Below are 14,579 nucleotides of genomic sequence, written 5' to 3'. Positions count from 1 at the left end.
AACCACCGACCCGTGTGGCGGTCACGCGGCCGCCACCTGTACCTTCAAGAATTCATCCGCCGACACCACGCTCGCATAGCCGAATGCCAGGGCCGCCATATACGCGCCTTGTACCTGAGCCGCCGGAATCACCTGCCCGTTGAACGCCTGATCGCGGGTGGCGCACGCATCATGGATCACCGTAACCTTGTAGCCCAGATCCGCTGCCGCCCGCACCACCGCATCAACGCACATATGGCTCATGCTACCGACTACCACCACATCGGTGATGCTGCGCTGTTCCAGCAATGTGCGCAGGTTGGTTTGGCGAAACGCATTCACAAAGTGTTTGAGCACTACGGGTTCTTCGCCCTCGTTCAACACCTTGGCGTGCAAGTGCGCGCCTTCGGAGCCCGGGGTAAAGAACGGTGCGTCGTCGCCTTCAAATTCATGCCGCACATGAATCACTGCATCGCCGGCCTGGCGAAACGCCTGTAGCACTTGCGCCGCCTTGTCCGCCGCGGCTTCCACGCCGTCGAGCGGCCACTTGCCCTGCGGGAAGTAGTCGTTCTGGATATCGATTAGGATGAGCGCCTGCTTGGCCATGTGTGTTACCTCGTGATGGGTTGATGGGCCTAGTATCTTAGCTGGCGATCAGGCCGAGGATTGGCTGCACCGACAATAACAGGGGGAGAACTGACAATGGCCGTGGAACGCGGGACTGTGGAACTGGGTGTGTTGATCTACCAAGGCGCACAACTGGCTGCGGTGCATGGCCTGACCGACCTGTTCGGGGTCGCTAATCGCATCGCCGCCGAGCATCGCACTGTTCAACTGCCACTGTTGCGGGTCAGTCACTGGCAGGTAGATGCTCACGGCACACCCGCACGCGCGTTCGACAGCCACCCAGGCCCGGACCAACCGATGATGGCCTTGCTGGTGCCACCTTCGATCGGCGAGTTCACCGAGGATCAGGCGCCGCCTGCGCTGCTGGAGTGGATCCGCCAGCAGCATGCGGCCGGCACGGTAATCGGAGGCGTGTGCATCGGCTCGATCATGCTGGCGCGCAGCGGGCTGTTGGACGGGCGCAGCGCCACCACCCACTGGTCGTCCTCGAAGTCTTTCGCGGCCCATTACCCGGCGGTACGCCTGGAAGCGGATAAGCCCATCGTCGATGACGGTGACCTGATCACCACCGCCGGGCTGATGGCCTGGTCCGAACTGGGCCTGCGCCTGGTCGACCGGCTGATGGGGCCAAGCGTCGCGGCCGATACGGCGCGGTTTCTGGTGATCGAACACAGTGACAGCGCCAGCCAGTGCGGCAGTAACTTTGCGCCGATTCTCAGGCATGGTGACAGTGCGATCCTCAAGGTCCAGCATTGGCTGCAAGCCAGTGGCGCGGTGGATGTCGGCGTGGCGGCGATGGCGCGGGAGGCGAACCTGGAAGAGCGCACCTTCCTGCGGCGCTTTCGCAATGCGACCGGTTTGAAACCCACCGAATACTGCCAGCATCTGCGGGTGGGCAAAGCACGGCAGATGCTGGAGTTCACCAACGGTACCATCGACCACATCGCCTGGACCGTGGGCTATCAGGATCCCAGCGCCTTTCGCGCGACCTTCAAGAAGATCACTGGCCTGGCACCCAGCGATTACCGCAACCGGTTTGGTGTTTGAATCGTGCAGAACGCCGTGTGGTAAAGCGCGTGTCGTGCAGAATAGAACAGGCTAACGGCCATCACTTTTTCCGCAACTGGTTGATTTATAAACCATCCGTCCAAACGCCGCGCGTTGGCCTGATCCATGCAGCTTTCATGTTACATACCCGGCTGAATGGCCAAGGGGGACGCATGACCCCAACGAATCGCAAAAAGCTGGTCGTCGCGCACTCCACGCGCGCGAGCGCGCCGCAGCATGAAATCGAAACCAACCGCGCTTTGGCCCGCTGGCTGGCGCAGATCCTCGGGCTCAAATTCGGTGGCAGCTACGATGCCGACGTGCACGCCGGCCGTGAGCTGTACTTGCTGCCCACGCAGACCCTGGTCGGGCCCGCCCAAGCGCACGAACTTAATATCAATGGGCCGGAAGATCTGTGGGGCGGGTATGTCGATCACGATTTCATCTGCACCAAAGCCATCAGCCATGGCTTGCTGAGCCCTGAGGCAAAGGCGCCTGAAGGCTGGTCGCCGGTATTCTGCGAGCGCGTGCGCGAAGTCGTGTTGGACGGCTTGAGTGTGTTCGCCCTGCAAGATGCCAGGCCCGCCGCCATCCGCTTGCTCTACAGCGGCCCGATTCGCATGAAGCCCGTGCACGACTGCGCCGGGCGGGGTCAGGAAGTTATCCACAGCCTCGATGAACTCGACACGATCCTGGCGCGCCCCGAGGCAGCCAGCGTGTTCGAAGAAGGCGTGGTGCTGGAACAAGACCTGCACGACGTGGTCACCCACAGTGTGGGCCAGAGCTTTATCGGCGATCACATTTTCAGCTACTGCGGCGAGCAGTACCTGACGCAAGACGGGCACGGCGAAGAGGTTTACGGCGGCTCCAACCTGCTGGTCGTTCCCGGCTACTACGAAGACCTGCTCAAGCTGGCGTTGCCTGCGGATGTGCGTGAAGCCATCGAGCAGGCCCAGGTATTCGACAACGCTGCCGACGAAGCCTACCCAGGCTTCTACGCCTCGCGGCGCAACTACGATATCGCCCAAGGCCTGGACAGTAACGGCCAGCGTCGCAGTGGCGTGCTCGAGCAATCCTGGCGCATGGGTGGGGCCAGTAGCGCGGAGGTCGCGGCCTTGCAGAGCTTCATCAATAACCCGGGTCTGAAGGCCATCCGTGTGTCCTCGGTGGAAACCTACGTGGACCAAGCGCTACCGGCGGATGCCATCGAAGTGTACCGAGGCCCGGCCGAAAACAGCGACTTTCTTCTCAAGTATGTGACGGTTAAAACTTATGACGGCTAGAAGCGAGAGCATCACCATCGATATAGACGACGAACAGATGAGCGGGACATTCCTCAGCCCCAAATCCAAAGTGCCCGGCGTGTTGTTCGTGCACGGTTGGGGCGGCAGTCAGGAACGTGACCTGGAGCGAGCCAAAGGCATCGCCGGCCTTGGGTGTGTATGCCTGACCTTCGACCTGCGCGGCCACGCTGGCACCGGTATCCCGTTATCCCGCGTTACCCGCGAAGACAACCTGCGCGACCTGTTGGCCGCCTACGACCGCCTGCTCTCCCACCCGGCTATCGATACGTCGGCGGTGGCGGTGGTGGGCACCAGCTATGGCGGCTACCTGGCGGCGATCCTCACCTCATTGCGCCCAGTGCGTTGGCTGGCGCTGCGGGTGCCCGCACTGTACCGCGACCAGGAATGGCTCAAGCCCAAGCGTGAGTTGGATAAAGCCGATTTGATGGATTACCGCGGCACGCTCGTGCATGCCGAAACCAACCGTGCCCTGCATGCCTGTGCGCAATTTACCGGCGATGTGCTGATCGTCGAATCAGAAACCGACGACCATGTGCCCCACGCCACCATCATGAGCTATCGCGCTGCATGCCAGCAGACCCATTCATTGACCCACCGCATCATCGATGGCGCCGACCATTCCTTGAGCGACCCGGTATCGCAGCAGGCCTACACATCGATTCTGGTCGACTGGATTACCGAGATGGTGGTGGGTGAACGGTTAAGCATCATTCAGTCGCGCTAAGGTGCTAGGCGGGTGTCTTCTTCACCCGCAACGCCTTGGCTTTCGCCTCCACCCCCAAGTACATCACCAGCGCAATCAACAGCGGGCAAATAAAATAGATCGCCCGATACGCGATCAACCCTGCCAGTAAACTCCCGCGTGACGCCTCATGCTGCAACAACCCGATGAACACCGCCTCCAGCACCCCAAGCCCGGCAGGTATATGGGTAACCACCCCGGCAATCGCGCTGATCAGCAATACCCCCAACACCAGCGGGTAATCCAGCTTGGCCGGCAGCAAGGTGAAAATCACCGCCGCCATCAGCGACCAGTTCAAGGCGCCCAGGGCCAGTTGCAAACAGGCCATGCGCAGCGACGGCAAGTTGATCTCGATGCCACGGACCGACCACGCGCGTTTTTTCGAAAACCGGCACGCTGCCAGATACCCCAAGCTCGCGATCACCAACAACACCCCCACACCTTGCAAGGCGCCGCTGCTGAGCTTCCAACCCGGCGGCATGGTGACTAGCCCGCTGCTGAACACCACGCCGGCCAACGCCATGTAGCCAAACCAATTGGTGGCCAGGCTCAGGCCGAGGATCTTGGCGATATTGCTGGTGCTCACGCCCAGTCGTGAATACAGCCGATAACGCATGGCAATGCCGCCGACCCAGGCGCTGAGGTTGAGGTTGAATGCGTAGCTGATGATCCCCACCGGCAGGATCTGCTTCCAGCGCAGCGGCTGGCGAATGTAGGTACGCCCGATCAGGTCGAAACAGGCATAGACGATAAAACTGCACAACGTCAGCGCGCCGGCGATGAGCAGCGTGCGCAGCTTGAAGTCGCCCAGGGTCTGGAACACCTCGCTCCAGTCGATGCGGCGGGCGAGCAGGGTGAACAGCACGATCAGCAGCAGGAAGAACGCAATGGTCAGCGGTTTCTTCCAGCGCTTGAACCGCGAGCTGCTGGTTTCAGACGTCATGGGCCGTACTCTCAAAAGGCTTCAAGCGCGGCTTGTGAGCCGGCAACCAGCCGGTCAGCACGGGGAAGTGGCGCATCACATGAAACACCAAAAAACCCACGGTCAGGCGCCAGAGCCACAGGCGCGGCTTGCGCTTTTCAGGCATGGTCTGGCAATGATTCTTCGCGAGTGTTTCCAAGCGTTCGTACAACTGCTGATTGAAGGCCCGGTCACGAATCAGCACGTTGGCTTCCAGGTTCAACGCCAGGCTCAGCGGGTCGAGATTGCTTGAGCCCACCGTACTCCATTCGTCATCCACCAAGGCGACCTTGCCGTGCAACGGGCGCTGGCAGTATTCGTGAATCACCACGCCATCCTTGAGCAGATAGTCGTAGAGCATGCGCGCGGCCAGCTTGGCCAGCAGCACGTCGGGCTGGCCCTGCATGATCAATTGCACCTGCACGCCACGACGCGCTGCGTTACGGATCTCCCGCAGCAGGCGATAGCCAGGGAAGAAGTAAGCGTTGGCGATCACCACCCGCTGCCGGGCTTGGCTCAAGGCGTAGATGTACGCTTCTTCGATGTCATCGCGATGCTGGATATTGTCGCGATAAACCAGACGTACCAGGCCGTCGCCTTTCTCGCTCGTCCAGGGCGATGGCCGCTGCTGGCGCCGCCGCCAGCCCCTTCGGCTGCGTATCTGGCGGCCGTTCTGGGCGAGAGCAAAATGGTGCAGGTCAGCCACTGCCGGGCCGATCACCTGCACCGCGTAATCCTGCTTGGCTTCGGGACCGAAATCGGCCAAGTGATCAGCGGAAAAATTGATCCCGCCGATAAACGCCACACTGGCGTCCACCACTACGATCTTGCGGTGCAGGCGGCGGAACCAATTAGTGCGAATGCCCAGGATCTTGGAGGCTGGGTCGAACATCTGCACCGTCACTCCGGCTTCTGCCAGCTCGCCGAGAAAGGCCGGGCTCAGCTCGCCGCAACCAAAGCCGTCGAGGCTGACCACCACCTTCACCCCGCGTTGCGCCGCTTCGATGAGGATGCCTTGCAGTTCGTGGCCGACCTTGTCTTCAAAGAGGATGAAGGTTTCCAGCAGGATCTCGCGCTGGGCACCGCGCAAGGCGTCGAACACGGCGGGAAAGTACGCCTCGCCATTTTCCAGCAACTCCACGTGGTTGCCGCTCTGCCAACCGTAATCCACGTCGCGCGCCTTGTTGTTATCCGGCGGCTGATCGGTGGCGATATGTTCTACCGCGACGTTCATAGCTCAATCTCCACCGACAGCGGTACATGATCCGAGAGATGGGACCAGGGCCGGGTGGTGAGCACCCGCGGGTTATGGATCGTCAGGTTGCGCACATAAATCCGATCCAGGGGCAGCAGCGGCAGGCGTGCCGGGAACGTGCGCGCCGGCTTGCCGTGGGCGTGGATGAACACTTCCTGAAGGCCGCTTTGGCTCAGGTCGGCCTTTTGCCGCCAGTCGTTGAAGTCGCCGGCAACCACCAACGGCGCATCGGCGGGAATCTCGCTGATACGTTGCTCCAGCAAGCGCAATTGCTGCTGGCGATGCACCTCGCGCAACCCCAGATGGATACAGATCGCATGCACCTCTTGCCCGCTGCCCGGCAGGCGCAATACGCAATGCAGCAGGCCACGGTTTTCATGACCACTTTGAGAGATATCGAGGTTGTCGTAACGCACGATCTGGAATTTCGACAGCAACGCATTGCCATGGTCGCCATGGGGGTAGACCGCATTCCGACCATAGGCAAATTGCGGCCAGATGCTGTCAGCGAGAAATTCATATTGCGGCATTTTCGGCCAGTCGCTGTAGCGCTGAGGGTGGTGTTCATGGGTGCCGTGGATTTCCTGCAGGAACACCATGTCGGCGCCCACGCTACGCACCGCCTCGCGCAGTTCGGGCAAAATGAAACGCCGATTCAGCGCAGTGAAGCCCTTGTGGATATTGACCGTCAACACGGTGAAACGCGTGATGGCAGCGGTCGGCGTGACGGGGATCAGTTCGGGATGGGTCATGGCAATACTCCTGGTTCCGGCAACTGAGTCAGCCCCTCGGGGTAGAAGTCCCCGCGCCAGGGCGTGTAGCGCCAGCCGGAAATGCCGATGTGAATCGCCGCCATGGTTGCTCCCGTGGATGATGGGTCGATTGACCTCCGTTCTGGGATGACTGCGATATTTAACTGAAAGTTTCCACATTCCTACAGGCGGTACAGGGTGCAAATGTGAGAGGACCTGCTCCCCTATTGAAAGTCAGTACCCGGCAACGCAGGGGAACGATCAAGGCTTAATCCCGTCAGTTCCTTACAGACCCTGCTGAAGGAGCCCGCTGTTTTGCTGAATCTAAAGACTGCATTACTGCTTGCCGCGCTGCTGTTGTGTGGCAACGGTGCGCTACAAGCCGCGGCCACTGCGCCCGCCACCGAAACGCCGGCAAAACCGGAGCTGCTGGTGGAGGGCGGGCTGCTCGGGGCCATCAGTTCCAGCATCGATGACGTGCAGGACAAGCTCGACCTCAACCAAAACCTCGTCGACGCCTGGCGCCTGCGCGCCGACCGGGCGGCGGATGAAGTCGGGCGGTTGGTAGACCAGACAGCCGCGCGTTCGCCGTGGAGCGTGGCCGGCGACTTCCTGTTGTTGTCCGGGGTATGGATCGGTGCTTTTGCCGTGTTGACGCTGCTGGGGCGCTGGATCGTGCAGCGGTCGGGCCGGCGTCCGTTCGTCGCACGACGCCAGCGCCTGCAAGGCTTGCTCGGCTACGTGGTGCCCTACACGATTCCAGCGCTAATCTGCCTGCCGCTGACCCTCTACGTCAGTCACTTTTTACCCGCGTCAGTGGGCCGTGCGCTGGCGCTGTGTTTTGCCTATGCCACCAGCAGCGGCATTTTTTCCACCTCGATGTTGTTGTGCGTCATCGTCATGTTCAACGTCGGGCACAAGCGGCCTGCCGTGCAGATTATTCGTGATTACTGCCCCAGACCGCTGTTCCTGATCGGCTTTCTTGCTGCCCTCAGTGACGCGCTGACCAGCCCGCAGATCGCCCGTCAGTTGGGCGGCAATATCACCAGCAGCATCGCGGTATTCACGGGCCTGTTTGCGGCGGTGATTTTTGGGGTATTGGTGGTGCGCCTGCGTCGGCCGGTGGCCCATTTGATCCGTAACCGGCCGTTGGCCCAGCGTCTCAAACACCCAGCCTTGCAGCAGTCGTTGCGGGTGTTTTCCGGGCTCTGGTATTGGCCGATTCTGTTGATGGTGCTGGTTTCGGCGGTTAACCTGATCGGTGCCGGCGACGACAATCAGAAGGCCCTGCGTTGTGCGTTGTTCACCACGCTGCTGCTGATCGGCACGGTGTTTCTCAGCACCGTGTTGCAACACCTGTTCAAGTCCCGCAGCCAGGTGTCGATCCAGCGCAGCAGTGCCTACAAGGAACGCTTTCTCAGTTTGTTGCACGCGATCTTGCGCATCGTCATGGCGATCGCGTTTATCGAGATACTTGGGCGCATCTGGGGTGTTTCGCTGTTCGAATTTGCTCAGCGCAACTCGGTGGGCCGGGCCATCAGTGACTCGCTCAGCAGCATCGGCCTGATCCTGTTGGTGACCTGGCTGTTCTGGGTGGTACTCGACACGGCGATCCAGGAAGCCCTCAAACCCCCGGTGAACAAACGCTCCAGCCGCCAGCCCAGCACGCGGGTCAAGACCATTCTGCCGCTGCTGCGTAATGCGGTGAAGATCATCCTGGTGGTGATTTGTGCGATCACGACCATGGCTAACCTGGGTATCAACGTCGCGCCACTGCTGGCGGGTGCCGGGGTGGTCGGCCTGGCCATTGGTTTCGGTTCCCAGCAATTGGTGCAGGACGTGATCACCGGCCTGTTCATCATCATCGAAGACACCCTGTCTATCGGTGACTGGGTGGTGCTCGACTCCGGCCACGCCGGCACCGTCGAGGGCCTGACCATCCGCACGTTGCGCCTGCGCGACGGCAAGGGTTTTGTGCATTCGGTGCCGTTCGGGCAGATCAAGGCGGTCACCAACCAGTCGCGGCAATTCGCCTATGCGTTCTTCTCGGTGCAGTTCACCTACGACACCGACGTGGACAAGGCCGTTGAGCTGATCCGTGAAGCAGGCCAGTCGATCCGTGACGATGTGTTCCTCAAGTACAACCTGCAAGGGCCATTGGAGGTGTTCGGCGTGGACAAGATGGATCTCAATGGCGTGGTGCTCACTGCACAGTTCCGTACGGTGTCGGGTGGGCAATATGCGGTCAGCCGGGCGTTTAACCAGCGCTTGAAAAAGCTTGTGGATAACTGCGATGAGGTGCACTTCGCGCAGACTTATCCACAGCAGGTGTTGCTGCCTAAGCGCGTGGCGCAGGTGGATGAGCCGGACGCGCTGGTGTTGACGGAGCAGGCGCGTCCTCAATAATTACAGGGTGACTGGGCCGACGCCTTCGCGAGCAAGCCCGCTCCCACATTCTGACCGTATTCCAAGGATGTACCCGGTCCCAATGTGGGAGCGGGCTTGCTCGCGAAGAGGCCCTCAAAGTCAACCTAGGTTCAATGTCTGATCAACTTTTCCTGCACCGCCTGCTGATCCAACTCGAGCAATATCTGTTGTTTACCCGCCACCATTACCGCCGCCGGCACCCCATCGCGATACACAACCCGATTACCGCTTACCGCGGGCACCTTGGCCCCCGGCAGCAGCGTACCGACCAGGTTCAACGGGTCGGCCCCACACACCGCGACCAAACTCCCATCATGGGGCCGTCTCCGGACCTCACGCAGCAACGGGATCGCCTCCGGCAACGCAAACTGCTCACCCGCCAACCCACTGACAAACCGCCCGCCACGAATCTCACCTCGCGCCTCCAGCCGGTGGAAGGTACGCAGTAACTCGCGCCAACTCGGCAGCCAATCCGCCTCGCGCTCCAGCAAACGCCAGAACACCACGCCATAACGGCGTAGCAGGGTCATTGCCACATGCTCCAGGGTTTCAGCCGAATGCGGGCCGGAGGCGGTCGACGAGCGGCGAATCAATGCCCAACGCCCGGCATCATCCATACCGCCGATAAACGCCCCGCGCCCACGTCGACTGCTGCGCGCCTGGCGCTTGCTGGCGGGCGTGGTCAGGGCGCGCAGCCCGGCGAAGCTATCGGCGTTCACCAAGCCGGCGCCTACCAGTTCCTGCAACGCAGTCTCCAGTTCGCTGCGCAGCAAATGGGCTTCGTGTATCAGCTCATCGAAAAACAGTGCGCCCTGCTCGCGCAGGGCCAGGTGGACCTTCTGCGCCTTGGGCGACAACGAGGTGCTGTCGGTGGGTTCGGTCAGCTCGCTCCACAGCGCGACCTGGCTACGGGGTAGCAAAACCACTGGTGTACTGCGCAACGCCATGGCGCTGGCCTTGTTGCTCAAGCGCGTCCATACCAGTTTGCCGCTGCGGCACAGGTCATCGAGCCACGTGGGTGAGTAATCCTTGATGCGCGCGCTGAGCAGGTCAGTGTCCCAGGCCGAAGTGGCGGCGGCATAGCCTTCGAACTGGCTGACTATCTGCGCCAGCACAGCGCTGCCCTGGCCGCGGGTGCTCTCAGACAGGTGCTGCCAATCGAACAGAAAGCGCATGAAGTCCTGCAACGCCACCGGCTCGATTTCCCTGCGCAGGCGCTTGACCGTGTAGCGATGAATACGCGCCAGCAAATGGCGTTCGCACCATTGCTCCTCACCCGCGCCGGGGGTGAAGTGGCCGCGTAGCACGTAGCCTTCCTGCTCCAGGCGTGCCAACGCCTGAGTGATCGCCGCCACCGGTAATGCCAAGGGCGCGGCGATCTCGATCAGGGTCAGCGGGCCAAAACCACTGAGGCGCGCACGCAGCACTTCCACCAATGCGTCCTCAAGGGTCCAAGGCTCATCGAAACCTGGGAGCAGCGGCAGGTCGTTAGGATAAATCGCCTGCAAACAACTCAAGCGCTCCACGGCGACCCAGATTCCGTTGTGCAACTGATAGGCCCGCCCGGCTTTGGCCAATGCCTGCAGCCATGCAGCCCATTGCGCTGTGACTTCGCTAGCGGCGATGCACGCCAGGCTCATCAGCGCCTCATGCATTTCATCCAGGCCATTGGGCGCCGGCCAGGCTTCTTCGCGTACACCGGCGATGGCGTCGGCATCCAGTGCGCCCAGGTTGTCGGTGCTCTGTGGGTCGCTCCAACGGCGGTTGAGCACCGCCTGGGTGCGGCGTTCTTCCAGGGGCGCATCGTCGAGGAAGGTGTAGGGTTTAGCGCTGAGGATTTCTGCAGCCATGGGCGAGGGCGCGGGCAGATCTCGGCTGATCAACCGCACGTCACCGCGCTCCATGCGCCGCAGCAACGCCAGCCAGGCGTCGCTGTCCATGGCTTCGTGCAGGCAGTCGTCGAGGGTCTGTTCCACCAGCGGGTGGTTGGGGATTTCGCGTTCGCTAGCGAGGTTTTCCAGGCAGGCGATCTGGTCGGGGAACACGCTGGCGATCAGGTCTTCGCTCTTCATGCGCTGGATCTGCGGCGCCACCTTGCGCCCGCCGGTATAACGCGGCAACGCCAGGGCCACGCCGGCATTCCAGCGCCAGCGCACGCCGAACAACGGCGCATCCAGCACCGCCTGGATCAGGATGTGTTCAGCACTGTTGCTGTTGAGGTAACGCCACACCTCATCCAGCGCGAAGCTGTGGCTGGTGGACAACGACAGTACGATGGCATTTTCACTGGCCGCCGCTTGCAGCTCGAAGTTGAACGTGCGGCAAAAACGCTTGCGCAGGGCCAAGCCCCAGGCTCTGTTGAGGCGGCTGCCAAACGGCGTGTGGATGATCAGTTGAGTGCCGCCGGACGCGTCGAAAAAACGCTCCATGATCAACGTGTCCTGGGACGGCAGGGCGCTCAGGGCCTGGCGCGTGCGGGCCAGGTAATCCAGTAGTTGTTCGGCGCTGGCACGATTGAGGCCCAAGGTGCCGGTGAGCCAGTCGAGGGCTGGTTGCAGGTTGCCGGGTGTGGCGCCGAGCAAGCTGTCCAACTGCCCTTGCAAGCGCGCCATGGCTATCGACAGCTCGTTGCTGCGCCCGGGCGCTTCACCCAGCCAGAACGGAATGGTCGGCGGTTGGCCCTGGGCGTCCTCGACCCGCACCTTACCGGCTTCCACCCGCAGGATGCGGTAGGAGGTGTTGCCGAGCTGGAAGATATCCCCTGCAATGCTTTCCACCGCGAAGTCTTCGTTGACGCTACCGATATTCAGGCTTTGCGGCTCCAGCAACACGCTGTAGTCGGCGTTGTCGGGGATGGTGCCGCCGCTGGTCACCGCCGTGAGCCTGGCGCCACGGCGGCCGCGCAGGGTATGGGTCACGGCGTCACGGTGCAGGTAGGCGCTGCGCATGCCTTGGCGGCCGTTATAGCCTTCGCTGAGCATCTGCAACAGGGCCTGGTAGTGGCGCTCATCCAGTTCGGCGTAGGGCGCGGCGCGGTGGATAAGCTCCAGCAGCGCCTGTTCTGGCCACTCCCTGGCGCTGACCTCGGCGATGATCTGCTGGGCCAGCACGTCCAGCGGCGCCACGGGGATGTGCAAGGTGTCCAGCTCGCCACGGCGCACGCAATCGAGCAGGGCGGCGCATTCGATCAGGTCGTCGCGGGTAGTGGCGAACAGGCGCCCTTTGGGCGTGCCGCCGACCTGGTGCCCGGAGCGGCCGACCCGTTGCAGAAAACCATTGATCGAACCGGGCGAGCCGATCTGGCAGACCAGATCCACCTCGCCGATATCTATCCCCAACTCCAGGGACGCGGTGGCGATCAACACTTGCAGTTCGCCAGCCTTGAGGCGTTGCTCGGCGTCCAGGCGCAGCTCCTTGGCCAGGCTGCCATGGTGGGCCGCCACGGCGGTCTTGCCCAGGCGCTCGCTCAAGTGGCGGGCCAGGCGTTCGGCCAGGCGTCGGGTGTTGACGAATACCAGCGTGGTGCGGTGCTCGCGGGCCAATAGCGCAAGGCGGTCGTAAATCAGTTCCCACACATCGTTGGCCATCACCGCCGAAAGCGGCACCGGTGGTACTTCGATCGCCAGGTCGCGGGGGCGAGCGTGGCCGATATCGACGATGGCGCAATCACACCCGGTGCCGACCAAAAAGCGTGCGACGGCTTCGATGGGTTTTTGCGTGGCCGACAAACCGATGCGCGTCAACGGCTCGTCACACAGTGCTTGCAGGCGCTCCAGGCTTAGCGCCAGGTGACTGCCGCGCTTGCCGGCGGCGATGGCGTGGATTTCATCGACGATCACCGTGCGCGTGCTGGCGAGCATACGCCGGCCGGAATCCGAACCCAGCAGCACGTAGAGCGATTCCGGGGTGGTCACCAGGATATGCGGCGCGCGCTTGCGCATCTGCGTGCGGTCTTTTTGCGGGGTGTCGCCGGTGCGCACGGCGGTGCGGATGACCAGCGGTGGCAGGCCCAGCTTTTCAAGGTGCTCGGTTATGCCAGCCAACGGGGTTTGCAGGTTGATCTGGATGTCATTGGAAAGTGCCTTGAGCGGCGATACGTAGACCACCCGTGTTTCATCCGGCAGGTGCCCACCGTTGGCCAAGCCTTGATGCACCAGTTCGTCCAGCACCGCGAGAAAGGCGGTAAGGGTCTTGCCGGAACCGGTGGGCGCGGCGATCAGCGTTGAGCGGCGCTGGCGAATCAGGGGCCACGCCTGGGCCTGTGCGCCGGTCACCGAAGGGAAAGTGTTACGGAACCAGGTGCTGACGGCGGGGTGGAATCCGTCCAGTGCGCTGTCCGTTGATTCGGGGCTGTTCATGTAGTGATTGATGCCACCTGCTCCAACAAGTTGCAAACACGTACTTTATCCGTGACGGTTGCGCTACAAACCCGCAAAATGCAACGATTCTGGAATAAACCTACGGCAAGGCTCACGCGCCTGCCGACAACAACCATCGTTCCAAACAGACCGGGCCTGCTCAATCTATGCGAATGCGCCTTATGTTACTGGGCGGCGGGAATGCCCTCGGGCAGGCGCTGATTCGCCTCGGTGCAGAGGAAGACATCGGTTTCCTCGCACCCAAACCGCCCCAAGACGGCTGGGATGCCGCGAGCCTCACCCAATTGCTCGACGACACCCGTCCCGATGCGTTGATCAACCTCGCCTACTATTTCGACTGGTTTCAGGCCGAAGCCGTGAGCGAAACCCGCCTGGCCAGCCAGGAATTCGCTATCGAGCGCTTGGCTGAACTGTGCCAACACCACAGCATCACCCTGTTGCAACCGTCCAGCTACCGCGTGTTCGATGGCTCCCGCGCCACCGCCTACAGCGAAAAAGACGAGCCGGTGCCCCTGGGCCTGCGCGGCCAGGCGTTATGGCGTATCGAACAAAGCGTGCGCGCCACCTGCCCGCAACATGTGCTGCTGCGGTTTGGCTGGTTGCTGGATGACAGTATCGACGGCACCCTCGGGCGTTTCCTGGCCCGGGCCGAGAAACCCGATGAGTTACTGATGGCGGACGACCGGCGCGGCAACCCGACCCCGGTAGACGATGCCGCACGGGTGATCATCTCGGTGCTCAAGCAGCTCGATTGCGCGGCGCCGCTGTGGGGCACCTACCACTACGCCGGGCATGAGGCGACCACGCCGCTGGCCCTGGGCCAGGCGATCCTCACCGAAGCGCGTAACTTCCACGCGCTGGCCATCGAGTCACCGACCGCCCAGGCCCACGCTGCCCGGCCGGATGCGGCGGATGAACCGCAGCACGCGGTACTGGCCTGCAAGAAAATCCTGCATACCTTTGGTATCAAGCCACGGGCGTGGCGGGCAGGGCTTCCGGCGCTATTGGATCGGTTCTACCGCCACAGCTGAAATACCACAAAACCAAATGTGGGAGGGGGCTTGCTCCCGATAGCAGAGTGTCAGTCAACAGATTTATCGACTGGT

At 62.0% G+C, this 14,579-nt stretch carries 10 protein-coding genes and 1 pseudogene; 5 read left to right on the top strand and 6 right to left on the bottom strand.

All coding sequences use genetic code 11. The annotated features are described in order from the left end of the window. Window positions 1-21 precede the first annotated feature (21 nt). Window positions 22-585, bottom strand: coding sequence for a cysteine hydrolase family protein (locus FRT59_RS26410; protein WP_153872791.1), 564 nt, complete (start codon window positions 583-585; stop codon window positions 22-24). 96 nt (window positions 586-681) lie between these two features. Between FRT59_RS26410 and FRT59_RS26405 the strand changes: the two genes are divergently transcribed. The 3 genes from FRT59_RS26405 (at window position 682) to FRT59_RS26395 (ending at window position 3,681) form a co-directional block, all read left to right on the top strand. Beyond that, window positions 682-1,653 (top strand): GlxA family transcriptional regulator, encoded by a 972-nt coding sequence (locus tag FRT59_RS26405; protein WP_153872790.1) that lies wholly within the window; start codon window positions 682-684, stop codon window positions 1,651-1,653. A 173-nt stretch (window positions 1,654-1,826) separates the two neighbouring features. Next, window positions 1,827-2,936 (top strand): DUF3182 family protein, encoded by a 1,110-nt coding sequence (locus FRT59_RS26400; protein WP_153872789.1) that lies wholly within the window; start codon window positions 1,827-1,829, stop codon window positions 2,934-2,936. Further along, the gene (locus FRT59_RS26395; RefSeq protein WP_034116041.1) at window positions 2,926-3,681 is read left to right on the top strand and encodes an alpha/beta hydrolase family protein; all 756 of its coding nucleotides are present in this window, start codon (window positions 2,926-2,928) and stop codon (window positions 3,679-3,681) included. Before FRT59_RS26400 ends, FRT59_RS26395 begins: the two co-directional genes overlap by 11 nt. A 4-nt stretch (window positions 3,682-3,685) precedes the next feature. Here the strand turns inward: FRT59_RS26395 and FRT59_RS26390 are convergent, their stop codons facing one another. From FRT59_RS26390 to FRT59_RS27350, 4 genes and pseudogenes are all read right to left on the bottom strand, one after another. Continuing rightward, window positions 3,686-4,642, bottom strand: a complete 957-nt coding sequence (locus FRT59_RS26390; RefSeq protein ID WP_153872788.1) for a lysylphosphatidylglycerol synthase domain-containing protein — start codon at window positions 4,640-4,642, stop codon at window positions 3,686-3,688. Then, on the bottom strand, window positions 4,632-5,894 hold the full coding sequence (gene clsB, locus FRT59_RS26385) for a cardiolipin synthase ClsB (protein ID WP_153839503.1): 1,263 nt from the start codon (window positions 5,892-5,894) through the stop codon (window positions 4,632-4,634). Before clsB ends, FRT59_RS26390 begins: the two co-directional genes overlap by 11 nt. Next, the gene (locus FRT59_RS26380; protein WP_153872787.1) at window positions 5,891-6,667 is read right to left on the bottom strand and encodes an endonuclease/exonuclease/phosphatase family protein; all 777 of its coding nucleotides are present in this window, start codon (window positions 6,665-6,667) and stop codon (window positions 5,891-5,893) included. Before FRT59_RS26380 ends, clsB begins: the two co-directional genes overlap by 4 nt. 14 nt (window positions 6,668-6,681) lie before the next feature. After that, window positions 6,682-6,771, bottom strand: a pseudogene (locus tag FRT59_RS27350) (hypothetical protein); the annotation flags it as partial. A 211-nt stretch (window positions 6,772-6,982) separates the two neighbouring features. Between FRT59_RS27350 and FRT59_RS26375 the strand changes: the two are divergent. After that, window positions 6,983-9,073 (top strand): mechanosensitive ion channel family protein, encoded by a 2,091-nt coding sequence (locus FRT59_RS26375; protein ID WP_034116037.1) that lies wholly within the window; start codon window positions 6,983-6,985, stop codon window positions 9,071-9,073. 131 nt (window positions 9,074-9,204) lie between these two features. On the opposite strand, the gene FRT59_RS26370 is transcribed toward FRT59_RS26375, so the two are convergent. Beyond that, the gene (locus tag FRT59_RS26370) at window positions 9,205-13,452 is read right to left on the bottom strand and encodes a DEAD/DEAH box helicase (protein WP_153872786.1); all 4,248 of its coding nucleotides are present in this window, start codon (window positions 13,450-13,452) and stop codon (window positions 9,205-9,207) included. 167 nt (window positions 13,453-13,619) lie between these two features. On the opposite strand from FRT59_RS26370, the gene FRT59_RS26365 reads away from it, so the two are divergent. Next, window positions 13,620-14,504, top strand: coding sequence for a sugar nucleotide-binding protein (locus FRT59_RS26365; RefSeq protein WP_034116035.1), 885 nt, complete (start codon window positions 13,620-13,622; stop codon window positions 14,502-14,504). Window positions 14,505-14,579 lie beyond the last annotated feature (75 nt).

Source organism: Pseudomonas haemolytica (assembly GCF_009659625.1).
In the GTDB taxonomy this organism is placed as follows: domain Bacteria; phylum Pseudomonadota; class Gammaproteobacteria; order Pseudomonadales; family Pseudomonadaceae; genus Aquipseudomonas; species Aquipseudomonas haemolytica.
This window is presented reverse-complemented; position numbering and strand designations above follow the sequence as displayed.

Coding starts and splice junctions, on each gene's coding strand:
- FRT59_RS26410 (WP_153872791.1), bottom strand. CDS start 585: ATGGCCAAGCAGGCGCTCATCCTAATCGATATCCAGAACGACTACTTC.
- FRT59_RS26405 (WP_153872790.1), top strand. CDS start 682: ATGGCCGTGGAACGCGGGACTGTGGAACTGGGTGTGTTGATCTACCAA.
- FRT59_RS26400 (WP_153872789.1), top strand. CDS start 1,827: ATGACCCCAACGAATCGCAAAAAGCTGGTCGTCGCGCACTCCACGCGC.
- FRT59_RS26395 (WP_034116041.1), top strand. CDS start 2,926: ATGACGGCTAGAAGCGAGAGCATCACCATCGATATAGACGACGAACAG.
- FRT59_RS26390 (WP_153872788.1), bottom strand. CDS start 4,642: ATGACGTCTGAAACCAGCAGCTCGCGGTTCAAGCGCTGGAAGAAACCG.
- clsB (WP_153839503.1), bottom strand. CDS start 5,894: ATGAACGTCGCGGTAGAACATATCGCCACCGATCAGCCGCCGGATAAC.
- FRT59_RS26380 (WP_153872787.1), bottom strand. CDS start 6,667: ATGACCCATCCCGAACTGATCCCCGTCACGCCGACCGCTGCCATCACG.
- FRT59_RS26370 (WP_153872786.1), bottom strand. CDS start 13,452: ATGAACAGCCCCGAATCAACGGACAGCGCACTGGACGGATTCCACCCC.
- FRT59_RS26365 (WP_034116035.1), top strand. CDS start 13,620: ATGCGAATGCGCCTTATGTTACTGGGCGGCGGGAATGCCCTCGGGCAG.